Annotated in this window: 12 protein-coding genes; 4 read left to right on the top strand and 8 right to left on the bottom strand. The window is 59.4% G+C overall.

Going from position 1 to position 13,425, the window contains the following annotated elements; all coding sequences use genetic code 11:
- The 5 genes from ACWR1S_RS02815 to ACWR1S_RS02795 all read right to left on the bottom strand — a co-directional run.
- Nucleotides 1-469: LLM class flavin-dependent oxidoreductase (locus tag ACWR1S_RS02815; RefSeq protein WP_454562346.1), on the bottom strand; the 469-nt coding region annotated here is incomplete at its 3' end.
- Nucleotides 470-494: 25 nt separating this feature from the next.
- Nucleotides 495-1,460 carry a sulfonate ABC transporter substrate-binding protein gene (locus ACWR1S_RS02810; protein WP_053124845.1) on the bottom strand — a complete coding sequence of 322 codons (966 nt, stop codon included), beginning with the start codon at nt 1,458-1,460 and terminating at the stop codon, nt 495-497.
- 90 nt (nt 1,461-1,550) lie between these two features.
- Entirely contained in the window at nt 1,551-2,144 is a 594-nt protein-coding gene (ssuE, locus tag ACWR1S_RS02805; protein WP_034151973.1) for an NADPH-dependent FMN reductase, read from the bottom strand.
- 318 nt (nt 2,145-2,462) lie between these two features.
- Entirely contained in the window at nt 2,463-3,101 is a 639-nt protein-coding gene (locus ACWR1S_RS02800; RefSeq protein WP_016772650.1) for a peroxiredoxin, read from the bottom strand.
- Nucleotides 3,102-3,398: 297 nt separating this feature from the next.
- The gene (locus ACWR1S_RS02795; RefSeq protein ID WP_454562345.1) at nt 3,399-4,799 is read right to left on the bottom strand and encodes an OprD family porin; all 1,401 of its coding nucleotides are present in this window, start codon (nt 4,797-4,799) and stop codon (nt 3,399-3,401) included.
- A 364-nt stretch (nt 4,800-5,163) separates the two neighbouring features.
- Between ACWR1S_RS02795 and tauA the strand changes: the two genes are divergently transcribed.
- Nucleotides 5,164-6,153 (top strand): taurine ABC transporter substrate-binding protein, encoded by a 990-nt coding sequence (tauA, locus tag ACWR1S_RS02790; protein WP_454562344.1) that lies wholly within the window; start codon nt 5,164-5,166, stop codon nt 6,151-6,153.
- An 85-nt stretch (nt 6,154-6,238) separates the two neighbouring features.
- Here tauA and argA read toward each other — a convergent pair whose 3' ends face one another.
- Both argA and argE read right to left on the bottom strand, forming a co-directional pair.
- Nucleotides 6,239-7,537 carry an amino-acid N-acetyltransferase gene (gene argA / locus ACWR1S_RS02785; protein ID WP_095119881.1) on the bottom strand — a complete coding sequence of 433 codons (1,299 nt, stop codon included), beginning with the start codon at nt 7,535-7,537 and terminating at the stop codon, nt 6,239-6,241.
- A 264-nt stretch (nt 7,538-7,801) separates the two neighbouring features.
- Nucleotides 7,802-8,956 carry an acetylornithine deacetylase gene (gene argE / locus ACWR1S_RS02780; RefSeq protein WP_454562343.1) on the bottom strand — a complete coding sequence of 385 codons (1,155 nt, stop codon included), beginning with the start codon at nt 8,954-8,956 and terminating at the stop codon, nt 7,802-7,804.
- 155 nt (nt 8,957-9,111) lie between these two features.
- Here argE and ACWR1S_RS02775 point away from each other — a divergent pair, with 155 nt between their 5' ends.
- The gene (locus tag ACWR1S_RS02775; protein WP_454562342.1) at nt 9,112-10,482 is read left to right on the top strand and encodes a CYTH domain-containing protein; all 1,371 of its coding nucleotides are present in this window, start codon (nt 9,112-9,114) and stop codon (nt 10,480-10,482) included.
- An 88-nt stretch (nt 10,483-10,570) separates the two neighbouring features.
- Here ACWR1S_RS02775 and ACWR1S_RS02770 read toward each other — a convergent pair whose 3' ends face one another.
- On the bottom strand, nt 10,571-11,041 hold the full coding sequence (locus ACWR1S_RS02770) for an Lrp/AsnC family transcriptional regulator (RefSeq protein ID WP_007913818.1): 471 nt from the start codon (nt 11,039-11,041) through the stop codon (nt 10,571-10,573).
- A gap of 126 nt (nt 11,042-11,167) precedes the next feature.
- Between ACWR1S_RS02770 and ACWR1S_RS02765 the strand changes: the two genes are divergently transcribed.
- Together ACWR1S_RS02765 and ACWR1S_RS02760 are read left to right on the top strand one after the other, a co-directional pair.
- Nucleotides 11,168-11,506 carry a hypothetical protein gene (locus ACWR1S_RS02765; protein ID WP_454562341.1) on the top strand — a complete coding sequence of 113 codons (339 nt, stop codon included), beginning with the start codon at nt 11,168-11,170 and terminating at the stop codon, nt 11,504-11,506.
- A gap of 92 nt (nt 11,507-11,598) precedes the next feature.
- The gene (locus ACWR1S_RS02760) at nt 11,599-13,383 is read left to right on the top strand and encodes a GspE/PulE family protein (RefSeq protein ID WP_454562340.1); all 1,785 of its coding nucleotides are present in this window, start codon (nt 11,599-11,601) and stop codon (nt 13,381-13,383) included.
- Nucleotides 13,384-13,425: the final 42 nt, after the last annotated feature.

The following is a 13,425-nucleotide window of genomic DNA, read 5'->3' as shown; positions in this document are numbered from 1 at the left end:
CGCTGATGTGCTGACCGTCGTAATCAACGGTTTCGCCTTCCAGCACACGGCGCCAGATGCGGGTGAATTCCACCGAGGCTTGATAGCGTTCTTCGTGGCTGAGGAACAGACCGTCGCCAGCCAATTCTTCTGGGTCACCGCCGGTTACCAGGTTGAACAGCGCACGGCCGCCGGACAGACGATCCAGCGTCGCTGCCTGCCGCGCCGCGACCGTCGGGGAAATGATCCCGGGGCGCAGAGCAACGAGGAATTTCAGGCGCTGGGTCACCGGAATCAGCGACGCCGCCACCAGCCACGAGTCTTCGCAAGAGCGGCCGGTCGGAATCAGCACGCCGCCGAAACCCAGACGATCCGCCGCTTGCGCGACCTGTTGCAGATAACCGTGGTCGACGGCGCGAGCGCCTTCGGCGGTGCCAAGGTAATGGCCGTCACCGTGGGTAGGCAGGAACCAGAAGATATTGAGGCTCATGGAGTGGTCTCCTTGGGGATTCGAATTACAGCGCTTTGGCCACAGCGGCCGGTGGTGTCCAGATCACATCCTTGATGCTCAGCGGCTTCGGAATCAGCTTGAGCTGGTAGAACGTGTCAGCGATTTTCTGTTGCGCGGCGACCACTTCCGGGGTCAGGAACAGCGCGCCGTAGCCCTGGCGTTTCACCGAGGTCAGGGTGATGTCCGCCGGCAGGCCGAGCAGTGGCGCGACTTGCTGGGTCACGTCTTCAGGATTGGCTTTCGACCACTCGCCGACGGCGCGCACTTCCTCAACGAGGGCTTTGATCACCTCAGGATTTTTCTGTGCGTAAGGCTTGGTGGCGAGATAAAACTGGTGGTTGTCGACGATGCCTTTGCCGTCGCGCAGGGTGTGCGCTTGCAGTTGTTTCTCGGCGGCAGCCTGGTACGGATCCCAGATGACCCAAGCATCGACGCTGCCACGTTCGAACGCAGCGCGGGCATCGGCCGGCGGCAGGAATACGGTTTGAATGTCGGTGTATTTGAGACCGGCGTCTTCCAGCGCACGCACCAGCAGGTAGTGGACGTTGGAGCCTTTGTTCAGCACGACTTTCTTGCCCTTGAGATCAGCCACCGATTTGATCGGCGAGTCTTTCGGCACAAGGATCGCTTCGCTGTTCGGCGCTGGTGGTTCGTAGGCGACGTAGAGCAGATCGGCGCCGGCAGCCTGGGCGAAGACTGGCGGGGTTTCGCCAGTGACGCCGAAGTCGATCGAGCCGACGTTCAGGCCTTCGAGCAATTGTGGGCCACCGGGGAATTCAGTCCATTGCACGTCGACGCCTTGGGCGGCCAGACGTTTTTCCAACGTGCCCTTGGCTTTGAGCAGCACCAGCGTGCCGTACTTCTGATAACCGATCCGCAATGTCTCGGCTTGAGCTTGAGTGATGGCGCCGAAGGTGACAGCCGCAGCAAACAGAGCGACCAGACCACGACGCAAAAATACAGTGCGCATAGCGCTCTCCTTTTTGCTGTTGGGTTTTGGCTGCACCTGCTTGGCCGTTAGCGGCTGAGTAAGGTGAAGTACATCAAGTTCGGGTGTGGCTTAAATGCTCCAGCGAGCACTCAACAAACGTTCGTTCAACAGCCCCGGTTCCAGCGGTTTCGGCCGGCGGGCCATGGCACCGACAAACTGATCCAGCGCTTCATGCAGTCGCTGCTCCAGCGCTGGTGCCAGTTGTGCTGCGGCACTGCCTTCGCCGTAAGCGATCTGGCTGTCCTCGGCGAAAATCCCCTGGAGCATTTCCTGGGCTTTCAACGCCGACAACACCGGCTTGAGGGCGTAATCGACCACCAGCATGTGGGCGATGCTGCCGCCCGTGGCCATCGGCAAGACAATCTTGTGATTGAGGGCGCGCTCGGGCAGCAGATCCAGCAGGGTTTTCAGAGCGCCGGAGAACGACGCTTTGTAAACCGGCGTGGCAATCAGCAAGCCGTCGGCGTTTTCAATCTGTTGCAGCAGGTCGAGCACCTTCGGGCTGTCGAAGCGGGCGTGGAGCAGGTCTTCAGCCGGGAAGTCCCGCACCTGATAACTCACCACTTCCACCCCTTGCTGCTGCAACCAACGTTGCGAGCGCTCCAGCAGCACCCCGGAACGGGAGCGCAGGCTGGGACTGCCACCGAGTGAGACGACCAGCATCGAGACCATTCCTTAAGCATTACAGGCGATTCGCGGGTTGCGATCTCGCTTCGATGGAGAGACCTTACCAGCTGATTTATATATCCATAAATCATATTTATTCATTTGGTTATGCGTTTTGGAGATATGCGATTCAGGTTATTCAAGGCGAAAAAAAAGGCCGTCGAAACGGCCTGAAATCCCCTGCTTAGTAGCTACCACTGATCGTTCCCACGCTCTGCGTGGGAATGAATCCATGGACGCTCCGCGTCCACTGTGACGCGGAGCGTCACGGGCGGCATTCCCACGCAGAGCGTGGGAACGATCTGCCCGGTGAGATCACTTGTTCGGCTGCGGCGTCAGCCGCAGGTAAGGCTTCACCGCGCGATAGCCCTTCGGAAAGCGCTGCTTGATCTCGTCCTCATCCTTGAGCGAAGGCACGATCACCACCTCTTCACCGTCCTGCCAGTTGGCCGGGGTGGCTACCTTGTAGTTGTCGGTGAGCTGCAGCGAATCGATCACCCGCAGAATCTCGTGGAAGTTGCGCCCGGTGCTCGCTGGATAGGTGATGGTCAAGCGAATCTTCTTGTTCGGATCGATCACGAACAGCGAACGCACGGTCAGCGTGTCGTTGGCGTTCGGATGGATCAGGTCATACAGATCAGAAACCTTGCGATCGGCATCGGCCAGGATCGGAAAGTTGACGATGGTGTTCTGAGTCTCGTTGATGTCTTCGATCCACTTGTGGTGCGAATCCACCGGGTCGACCGACAGCGCGATGGCTTTGACGCCGCGTTTGCTGAACTCATCCTTGAGCTTGGCGGTGAAACCCAGCTCCGTGGTGCACACCGGGGTGAAGTCCGCCGGGTGGGAGAACAGCACGCCCCAGCTATCGCCCAGCCATTCGTGGAAACGAATCTTGCCGGCGCTGGAATCCTGTTCGAAATCGGGGGCGATGTCGCCGAGTCTGAGGCTCATGGTGCTGCTCCTGATGAGTTGTTCGAGACCTCAACTGTAGCCCGGGATTTGCCATCATGAAAAAGAATAAATAATCAGATATCTAGATCATAAGTGAATATTAAACATCTGTTCACTGGACGCTCGGCGGCATCCCGACGAACATCAGCCGCAAGGTTCGAGAAGGCCTTGAGTTGCTGTAAAGAGGGGAATTTCGGGGAGGGCTTACGGGGGTGGGCCTGACTCGAAAACGCAAAAGCCCCGTCCGGCGCGATGCCGGACGGGGCTTTTTTTACATCAACGAATCGAAACGCGCTATTACAGCAGCGGGATCGAGTAGCTGACGATCAGGCGGTTTTCATCCTGGTCACGCTGACCTGGGATGTCGTTGCGCCAGGTAGCGTTTTTCCACATCAGGCCCAGGTTTTTCAGCGGGCCTTCTGGTACGACGTAACCGACGGTCAGGTCGCGTTCCCACTCGGAACGGCCGGTGGCGTTGACGGTGACCTGGTTGTAGCCGACTTTACCGGTGGTGTCGATGTTATCGCCACGCAGGTAGACCATACCAGCGGTCAGGCCTGGAATGCCCACTTTAGCGAAGTCATACGAGTAGCGAGCCTGCCAGGTACGCTCGCCAGCACGGCCGAACTTCTGGATTTGCATGTCGGTGATGGTGTAGTTCGACGAACCGTCACCCTGGTTCAGCCACGGGAAATCGCTGTTGCCGTTGCTGACCTGGTAACCGCCACCGAAGGTGTGACCTGCAACGGTGTACAGGAACAAGCCGCTGTACAGGTTGTTGTCGACCTTGCCTTTAGTGATGCCAGTGCCGTAGTCACCAGTGGTGAAGTAGTTGGCATCGTGACCGTTAGCACCGTCGTCACGGCTGTTGAAGTAGCGGAAGTCCGACTTCAACACGCCCGGACCGATTGCCCAGTTATGAACCAGGCCCAGGAAGTGCTGTTTGTAGAACTGATCCAGATTGCCGTAGTAGTACTGAGCAGTCAGATCCTTGTTGATCTTGTAGTCACCGCCGGCATAGATGAACTTGTTGCTGTCGCGGCCAGTCGCAGTACGACCGTTGGCGCCTGCGATCGACAGTTCTTCGTTGTTGCTGGAGTTACGACCTTTGACGTGCTCGATCTGGCCACCAACAAGGGTCAGATCCTTGATTTCGGCCGAAGTGATCTGGCCACCCTGGAAGGTTTGTGGCAGCAGACGACCATCGTTTGTGATGATGACCGGGTTTTTAGGCTGCAGAGTACCCAGCTTCAGTTCGGTCTGGGAGATCTTGGCCTTGGCAGTCAGACCCAGGCTGGAGAAGTTATCAACTGCTTCGCCATTGGATTTGCTTGGGAAAACAGTGCCACCGTACGAACCGTAGTTGGTTGTGGTCGCTGGGGAAGCACCGTTAGTGCCGCCACCGGAGTCCAGGCGCACGCCCAGCAGGCCGATAGCATCGATACCGAAGCCTACGGTGCCTTGGGTGTAGCCGGAGATGAAGCGCAGATCGAAGCCTTGGCCCCATTCTTCTTGCTTGCTCTGAACGCCAGCGCGCTTGTTGGCAGGAGCATTGACGTCGCCGTCACGGTTATCAGTGTTGATGTAGAAGTTACGCAGCCCCAAAGTAGCTTTGCTGTCTTCGATGAAACCGGCGGCGCCTGCCTGCTGCGCCATAACCCCTACGGCCACAGCCAGGGCCAAGGTGGACTTGTTCATGTAAAGCTCCTCTCGTTTCTAATTCTTGTGTTCCTGGCCCTGGGTCTGATGCCCCGGGTCCTAAGATGCGCGATTAGCGCCAGACCGTGACTGACAAGTCAATCGTAACCTTGTATGTCTACGACCAAGGTCTAATCGCAGTGATTTGGTCCGTGCAGAGTAAAGATTTCCTGATAAACCCAAAAAGAATTTATTCATTCTTTTTCATATCATTTCGGAATATGGCCAGTATCTTGCCACCTCCGCCGGGAAACAGCGTATCGGCGACTAAGCTCATTCCTAAATGGTATTTGTTAGCCTTTTTTTATATCGATTAGCTTTGGCGCAACCGCAATTCGTCAAACCCTATCGAAAAGGCGACGCCATGATGGCCAAACGCGCACTATCTAGTCAATTTGTTACAGTTTGTGTGTCAGCACTGATTTCTTTTTCTGCCCATGCCGCCAACCTCACAGTCGGCTATCAAACCGGTATCGACCCGAGCAAAGTCCCCCAGGCCGACGGTGTTTACGAGAAAACCATCGGCGAGAAAATCGACTGGCGCCGCTTCAACAGTGGCCCGGAAGTTGTGACAGCCATTGCTTCGGGTGACGTGCAGATCGGCAACCTCGGCTCCAGCCCGTTGGCGGCCGCCGCTTCGCGCAATCTGCCGATTGTGGCATTCATCGTTTCGGCGCAGATCAATGCCGCCGAAGCGCTGGTGGTGCGCAATGGCAGTGGTATCAACACACCCCAGGACCTGATTGGCAAAACCATCGCCACGCCCTTCGTTTCCACCTCCCACTACAGCCTGCTCGGTGCACTCAAGCACTGGGGCCTGGACGCCTCGAAAGTCAAAGTGGTGAACCTGCAACCCGCAGAGATCGCTGCCGCGTGGAAGCGTGGCGACATCGATGGTGCTTTTGTCTGGTCGCCGGCGCTGGGAGAAATCCGCAAGACCGGCAAAACCCTGACTGATGCCGCGCAGGTCGGCCAGTGGGGCGCGCCGACCTTCGAGGTTTGGGTTGCCCGTAAAGACTTCGCCGAAAAGCATCCTGACGTTGTGGCCAAATTTGCCAAAGTCACTCTAGACGCGTTTGCCGATTACGCCAGCCATAAAGACAGCTGGACGGCTGAGTCCGAGCCTGTGCAAAAAATCGCCAAACTGACCGGTGCCAATGCCGCTGATGTGCCGGAGTTGCTCGCAGGTTCAGCGTTCCCGGATGCCAAGGCGCAGCAAACCACGGCGCTGCTGGAGGGCGGCACGGCGAAGGCGATTGGTGAGACGGCGAAGTTTTTGAAGGAACAGGGCAAGGTTGAAACGGTGCTGCCGGATTATTCACCGTACGTCAGTGCGAAGTTCATCGCCCAGTAAAAAGCTTCGCGAGCAGGCTCGCTCCCACACTTTGGAATGCATTTTCCTGTGGGAGCGAGCCTGCTCGCGAATGGAGCGACGAGGTTTATAGGGTCTTTTCGAAGATTTTAGAATTACGTTGAAAGTTGTACAGCGAAGCCCGCGCCGCCGGCAGGCGTTCGACGCTGCTCGGCTCGAACCCGCGCTCGCGGAACCAGTGCGCGGTGCGCGTGGTGAGGACGAACAAGGTCTTCAAACCCTGCGCCCGTGCGCGAGTTTCGATGCGTTCCAGCAGCTCATCACCGCGACCGCCATGGCGGTACTCCGGGTTCACCGCCAGGCACGCCAGCTCTCCGGCATCGGAATCGGCAATCTGATACAGCGCCGCGCAGGCGATGATCATGCCTTCACGCTCAACCACGCTGAACTGCTCGATCTCGCGTTCCAGCACTTCGCGCGAGCGACGCACCAGAATCCCCTGCTCTTCCAGCGGACTGATCAAGTCGAGCAAGCCGCCAACGTCTTCAATCGCCGCCTCGCGGACCAGTTCGAATTGCTCCTGCGCGACCAAAGTACCGCCACCGTCACGAGTGAACAGCTCGGTCAGCAGCGCGCCGTCTTCGGCGTAGCTGACGATATGGCTGCGCGCCACGCCGCCACGGCAGGCTTCGGCAGCGGCATCGAGCAGTTCTGCCTGATAGTTGCTGCCAAGGCGTTGCAAATGTGCCGGCACCTGTTGCGGGCGCAGTTCGCGCACCAGTTTGCCGTTTTCGTCGATCAGACCGAGGTCGGCACCGAACAGCAGCAACTTGTCAGCACCCAGATCGATAGCGGCGCGGGTGGCGACGTCTTCGCAGGCGAGGTTGAAGATTTCACCGGTCGGCGAGTAGCCCAAAGGCGACAGCAACACGATCGAACGCTCGTCGAGCAGACGATTGATACCCTTGCGGTCAACCCGGCGCACTTCGCCGGTGTGGTGATAGTCGACGCCTTCGAGCACGCCAATCGGCCGCGCCGTGACGAGGTTGCCGCTGGCCACGCGCAGACGCGAGCCCTGCATCGGCGACGAAGCCATGTCCATCGACAGCCGCGCTTCAATGGCAATGCGCAACTGACCGACCGCGTCGATCACACACTCCAGCGTCGCGGCATCGGTGATGCGCATGCCGTGATGGTAATGCGGGGTCAGGCCGCGCGCGGCGAGGCGGGTTTCAATCTGCGGGCGCGAACCGTGCACCAGCACCAGCCGCACGCCAAGGCTGTGCAGCAAGACCAGGTCGTGGACGATGTTGCCGAAGTTCGGATGCTCCACGCCGTCGCCGGGCAGCATGACGACGAAGGTGCAATCGCGGTGGGCATTGATGTAAGGGGACGCGTGACGAAGCCAATTAACGTATTCGGGCATGAACCTGGGCCTGTAATAAATAGCAGCCTAAAAAGGGGCGAAACGGAAAACGCACAGCGGGCTGATGGTTATCGTCGGAACAGGCTTGGCGACACGCGCGCTCTCCTCATGAATACGGGTTGGGGTGCTGGCAATTTACAGCGTTTGATCGGGCAAAACACAATCCCTGTGGGAGCGAGCTTGCTCGCGAAAGCGGTGTATCAGTCGACATCGAGGTGTCTGAAATGGCGCTTTCGCGAGCAGGCTCGCTCCCACAGGTGTGGATCATCGTTCGTCAGCGGTCAGGCAGTAATGTTCAATCAGTTGCCGTAATAGATGCACGGTAGGCTGCAAACGTGACATTTCCAGGTATTCGCCGGGCTGATGCGCGCAGGCGATATCGCCTGGGCCGAGAACAATGGTTTCGCAGCCGAGGCGCTGAAGATAAGGCGCTTCGGTGCCGAACGCTACTGCTTCGGCGCGATGACCGGTGAGCTTTTCGGCGATGCGCACCAGTTCGGCGTCTTCCGACTGTTCAAACGATGGTACTTCCGGGAACAACGGTTTGTAATCGATCTTCACCTGGTGGCGTTCAGCGACCGGGTTGAGCTTGCGCAGAATCTCCGCGCGCAGGACTTTCGGGTCCATGCCCGGCAATGGCCGCAGGTCGAATTCCAGCGAACACTGGCCGCAGATACGGTTGGGATTGTCGCCGCCATGGATACAACCGAAATTCATCGTCGGTTGCGGCACGCTGAATTGCGGGTTGTTGAATTCACGTTGCCACAACAGGCGCAGGCCGCGCAGTTCGCCGATCGCATCGTGCATCGCTTCGAGGGCGCTGTGGCCCAGGCGCGGATCCGACGAATGGCCGCTCTGCCCAAGGATATCGATGCGTTCCATCATGATGCCTTTGTGCATGCGAATCGGCTTGAGCCCGGTCGGCTCGCCGATTACCGCTGCGCGGCCCAACGGACGCCCGGCCTCGGCCAGCGCGCGGGCGCCGGACATCGAGCTTTCTTCATCGCAGGTGGCCAAAATCAGCAGTGGTTGCTTGAACGGCTGATCGAGCAGCGGCTGCACGGCTTCGATGATCAGGGCGAAAAAGCCCTTCATGTCGCAACTGCCGAGGCCAACCCAGCGGCCATCGACTTCGGTGAGCTTCAGCGGATCGGTCTGCCACAACGCATCGTCGTACGGCACCGTGTCGCTGTGCCCGGCCAGCACCAGCCCACCGGGACCGCTGCCGAAACTGGCGAGCAGGTTGAACTTGCCGGGGCTGACCTGCTGGATATCGCAGTTGAAACCCAGGTCACCCAGCCAACCGGAGAGCAAATCGATCACCGCGCGGTTGGACTGATCGAGGTTCGGTTGGGTACAGCTGACCGATGGCGCGGCAATCAGCGCAGCGAACTGGTCTTGCATGGACGGCAAAGGCATCGCTGACTCCAACTCCCGAATTGAAGTCCATCATAGAGCCATCTGACGCTCGGAATAAACCGCCGCAGGGCGTAGGACGAATCAGTCCTGTACACTGCACGGCCTTGGCAGCCACCTATTCCCCGGCTGCGCTCCCGATCCTGGATTTTCCGGCCATGCAGAAAGAAACCGAAATCAAACTCCGCGTCAGCCGCGAAACCCTCGCTGCCCTGCGCGAGCACCCGTTACTGAAAAAACGCAACAAAAGTGGCTGGGAACGCCGTGAGTTGATGAACCAGTACTTCGACACCCCCGAGCGTGACCTGGCCCAGGCCAAAGTTGCCCTGCGCCTGCGCAAGGACGGTGACGAAGTGATTCAGACCCTCAAGACCCGTGGCCAGAGCGTCGCCGGTCTGTCCGAGCGCAATGAGTACGACTGGAAGTTGCCGAAAGCCAAGCTCGACGTGAAGAAACTCGACGGCGAATGCTGGCCCGAGTCGCTGGCCGAGCTGGATAAGAAAACCCTCAAGCCGATCTTCACCACCGATTTCGTCCGCGAGCGCGCCGAAATCGCCTGGGGCCGTGGCAAGACCAAAGTGGTCATCGAAGCCGCGCTGGACCTCGGGCACGTGGTAGTCGGCAAGCAGAAAGAAGAAATCTGCGAGCTGGAACTGGAACTGCGCGAAGGCGAACCTGCCGCGCTGCTGGAACTGGCCGCTGAACTGGCGGAAACCCTGGCGCTGATGCCGTGCGACATCAGCAAGGCTGAGCGCGGTTATCGTCTGTACGACGCCAACAGCTATTCGCTGAGCCTGCCGGCGCCGGAACTGACCGCGGAAACCCAGCTCGACGACGCCTTCGCCGCGCTGAGCTGGCACTTGCTCGGCAGCAGCCAGCGTCTGGCTGAACAGTACCGTTTCAACGGCCACTGGCGCCTGTTGCTCGACTGGGTCGAGAACCTCGCCGAAATGCGCGCCCTGCTCAGCAGCCTCGGCCAGGCCGCACCGCGCCAGTCGACGCACGACTTGCGCGCTGCGCTGGATGCGTTGCTGGAAGACTGGCGCCCGCTGGTGCAGGCCGGTATCGAAGACGAAGACGTGCGCAAAGCCGCGCCGGAGCAGTTCCTCGAAGAACTCGAAGACCCGCGCTGGGGCCTGTTCTCGCTGACCACGTCGCGCTGGTTGCTGGCCCGCACCTGGACCGCCGAGCGTAACGTGCGTGGCAACCGTCAGGGCGGCGCGCAGTTGCACAGCTGGTTGCCGCGCACATTGGGCGAAGAGGCCACGGCCCTGCAATTGCAGCGTTATCAGCAGCAGCCGGAAGATCTGGCCGAACAACTGCCGCGCATCGAGCGCATTCAGGTCTGGCTGCACCACGCCCGTAACGTGCTGGGGATCCCGGAAATGGATCGCTTGTACGGCGAGCTGAACAAACTGGCGCAACTGGCCAACGAGCCGACGATTACTGACGAACTGCTCGACGCGCGCAAGCAGCAGGCGATTGCGGTTTACCAGAATCGCGCGTGGAAAATGCTGCTGCGCATGTAACACCGCTAAAAGATCGCAGCCTTCGGCAGCTCCTACAGGGTGTACAACCGCCCCATGTAGGAGCTGCCGCAGGCTGCGATCTTTTGCTTTATCGCAAGACAGGCAAGCTTGTGGTGGATTTGATCTCCGACAACGCCACAATCGAATTCACTTCCTGGATCCCCGGCACCAGCGACAGCTTCTCGAAGAAGAACCGCTCATACGCCTCGATGTCCGCCGCGACAATCCGCAACAGAAAGTCCACCGCGCCCATCAGCACATAACACTCCAGCACTTCCGGAAAGCCGCGAATCGCTTCGGTGAACTCGGTGAAGTTCGAACGCCCGTGGGCGTTGAGTTTGATTTCGGCAAAGATCTGCGTGTTCAGGCCGATCTTCTTGCGATCGAGCAAGGTCACCTGTCCGCGAATGATGCCCTCTTCCTTCATCCGCTGAATCCGTCGCCAGCACGGCGATTGCGACAGGCCGACCTGTTCGGCGATCTGCGCGCTCGAGAGCGAAGCGTCCTCTTGCAGCAGGGCAAGAATCTTGCGGTCGTAGCTGTCCAGCTCACTGTGCATAGAAATACCTGAATAACGTTGTATTACGAATTGATCACATCGATCAATCGCCAATAGCGCCGATCATAGCCAAGAAATACCCCGTGCCGAATGTAAAAATTCCTCCAGAGATTTTGGAGACTCGTCATGCCACACCTCGAAGCCGTGAACAGCGCCCCAACCCGCGCCGACGTCTGGAACGTCAGCAACACTCACTGCCTGGCGCAGTATCAGATTCTCGCCGAAGCCGAACCGGATCTGCTGGTGCGCGTGCTCAATCTGTTCGCCCTGCAATTCCTCACGCCCGAGCAGGTCAACGTGCAGCGGATGGACGATTTGATGTCGATCGACATCGTCATGGGCGGTTTCAGTTGGCACCGTGCACAAGTGATCGCGGAAAAACTTCGTAACCTGATCAGCGTTTGCTCGGTGAACCTGCAAAACGCCGACAGCGTCTGGGATGCGCCCGCGCAAGCCGCCGGCTGACAAATCCGGCAACGGCTTCGTCGGGTAGTGGCCCAACGGTCTGCGGGGCCGCGACTATCCTTTTGCGCACTGTCGCTCAAAAGGAAGCCCGCATGTCCGTTCAACTTGCCACTCAGGACCGCTGGCTGGAACTCAACGAGGTGCTGCGTGAACTGGTCGCCCAAGGCTTTATCAGCCAGGACTCGGCGGAGCAGGCGCTGAATGCCCGCCGTCGTCATGCTGCCCACGGTCAGATGCATCCGCTGGAATTCATCGCCAGCCAGCAACTGGACGACCTAAGTCGGCCAGGCAAACACCTCGATCTGGAAAGCCTGACCCTGTGGCTGGCGCAGCAGGCCGGCCAGCCGTATTTGCGCATCGACCCGCTGAAAATCAACGTCGCCGCGATCACGCCATTGATGTCTTACGCCTTCGCGCAACGGCACAAGATCCTCGCCGTGGCGATCGACCGCGATGCGGTGACCGTGGCCAGCGCCCAGCCCTACGTCACCGGCTGGGAAGCCGATCTGACTCACGTGTTGAAGCTGCCGATCAAACGGGTAGTGGCCAACCCGGCAGATATTCAGCGCTTCAGCGTCGAGTTTTTTCGTCTGGCGAAATCGGTCAGCGGCGCCAGCAATGCCGATGCCCAGAGCGGCAATCTCGGCAACTTCGAACAACTGCTCAACCTCGGCGCCAGCGATCAGGAGCCGGACGCCAACGACGCGCACATCGTCAACATCGTTGACTGGCTGTTTCAGTACGCCTTTCAACAGCGGGCCAGTGATATCCACATCGAACCGCGACGCGAACAAGGCACCGTGCGTTTCCGCATCGATGGCGTGCTGCATAACGTCTATCAATTCCCGCCGCAGGTGACCATGGCAATTGTCAGTCGCCTGAAAAGCCTCGGGCGGATGAACGTCGCCGAAAAGCGCAAACCCCAGGACGGCCGGGTCAAGACCAAGACCCCGGACGGCGGCGAGGTGGAGTTGCGTTTATCCACGCTGCCGACCGCGTTCGGCGAAAAAATGGTCATGCGGATTTTCGACCCGGAGGTGCTGCTCAAGGATTTCGATCAGTTGGGCTTCAGCGCCGATGACTTGCGCCGCTGGCAAGACATGACCCGCCAGCCTAACGGCATCATTCTGGTCACCGGGCCGACCGGTTCGGGCAAGACCACCACGCTGTACACCACGCTGAAAAAACTGGCGACGCCGGAAGTGAACCTCTGCACCATCGAAGACCCGATCGAAATGGTCGAGCCGGCGTTCAACCAGATGCAGGTGCAGCACAACATTGACCTGAGCTTCGCTGCCGGGGTGCGCGCACTGATGCGGCAAGACCCGGACATCATCATGATTGGCGAGATCCGTGATCTGGAAACCGCTGAAATGGCGATTCAGGCGGCGCTCACCGGTCACTTGGTGCTGTCGACCTTGCACACCAACGACGCGCCCAGCGCGATCAGCCGTTTGCTCGAACTCGGCGTGCCGCATTACCTGATCAAAGCCACTGTGCTTGGCGTCATGGCCCAGCGTCTGGTACGCACCTTGTGCCCGCACTGCAAGGCGCCGCTGACGCTGGAAGACGAGGATTGGCAAACCCTGACCCGCCCGTGGCAAGCGCCGCTGCCGGGCAACGCGCAACGTGCCATCGGTTGCGTGGAATGCCGAGACACCGGCTATCGCGGCCGCGCCGGGGTCTACGAAATCATGCAACTGAGCGACAGCCTCAAGGCCTTCATTACCCCGGACACCGACCTCACGGCGATTCGCCGGCAGGCCTTCAAGGAAGGCATGCGCAGTTTGCGTTTGTCCGGTGCGCAAAAAGTCGCCGCGGGGCTGACGACGGTTGAGGAAGTGCTAAGGGTGACACCGCAGAGCGAGCAGAAATAAGCCACCACGGAACCGGATCGGGGAAATGGCGATCCAACGCCC

It is taken from the genome of Pseudomonas sp. AIG, from assembly GCF_977020205.1.
Note: the sequence above shows the minus strand (reverse complement) of the source record. Positions and strands in the feature narration are given on the sequence as shown.

Bases quoted from the DNA above. Each gene is read 5' to 3' on its own strand.
- ACWR1S_RS02775 (WP_454562342.1), top strand. From the start codon at position 9,112: ATGCAGAAAGAAACCGAAATCAAACTCCGCGTCAGCCGCGAAACCCTC.
- ACWR1S_RS02770 (WP_007913818.1), bottom strand. From the start codon at position 11,041: ATGCACAGTGAGCTGGACAGCTACGACCGCAAGATTCTTGCCCTGCTG.
- ACWR1S_RS02760 (WP_454562340.1), top strand. From the start codon at position 11,599: ATGTCCGTTCAACTTGCCACTCAGGACCGCTGGCTGGAACTCAACGAG.
- ACWR1S_RS02795 (WP_454562345.1), bottom strand. From the start codon at position 4,799: ATGAACAAGTCCACCTTGGCCCTGGCTGTGGCCGTAGGGGTTATGGCG.
- ACWR1S_RS02800 (WP_016772650.1), bottom strand. From the start codon at position 3,101: ATGAGCCTCAGACTCGGCGACATCGCCCCCGATTTCGAACAGGATTCC.
- ACWR1S_RS02765 (WP_454562341.1), top strand. From the start codon at position 11,168: ATGCCACACCTCGAAGCCGTGAACAGCGCCCCAACCCGCGCCGACGTC.
- argE (WP_454562343.1), bottom strand. From the start codon at position 8,956: ATGCCTTTGCCGTCCATGCAAGACCAGTTCGCTGCGCTGATTGCCGCG.
- ssuE (WP_034151973.1), bottom strand. From the start codon at position 2,144: ATGCTGGTCGTCTCACTCGGTGGCAGTCCCAGCCTGCGCTCCCGTTCC.
- ACWR1S_RS02810 (WP_053124845.1), bottom strand. From the start codon at position 1,460: ATGCGCACTGTATTTTTGCGTCGTGGTCTGGTCGCTCTGTTTGCTGCG.
- tauA (WP_454562344.1), top strand. From the start codon at position 5,164: ATGATGGCCAAACGCGCACTATCTAGTCAATTTGTTACAGTTTGTGTG.
- argA (WP_095119881.1), bottom strand. From the start codon at position 7,537: ATGCCCGAATACGTTAATTGGCTTCGTCACGCGTCCCCTTACATCAAT.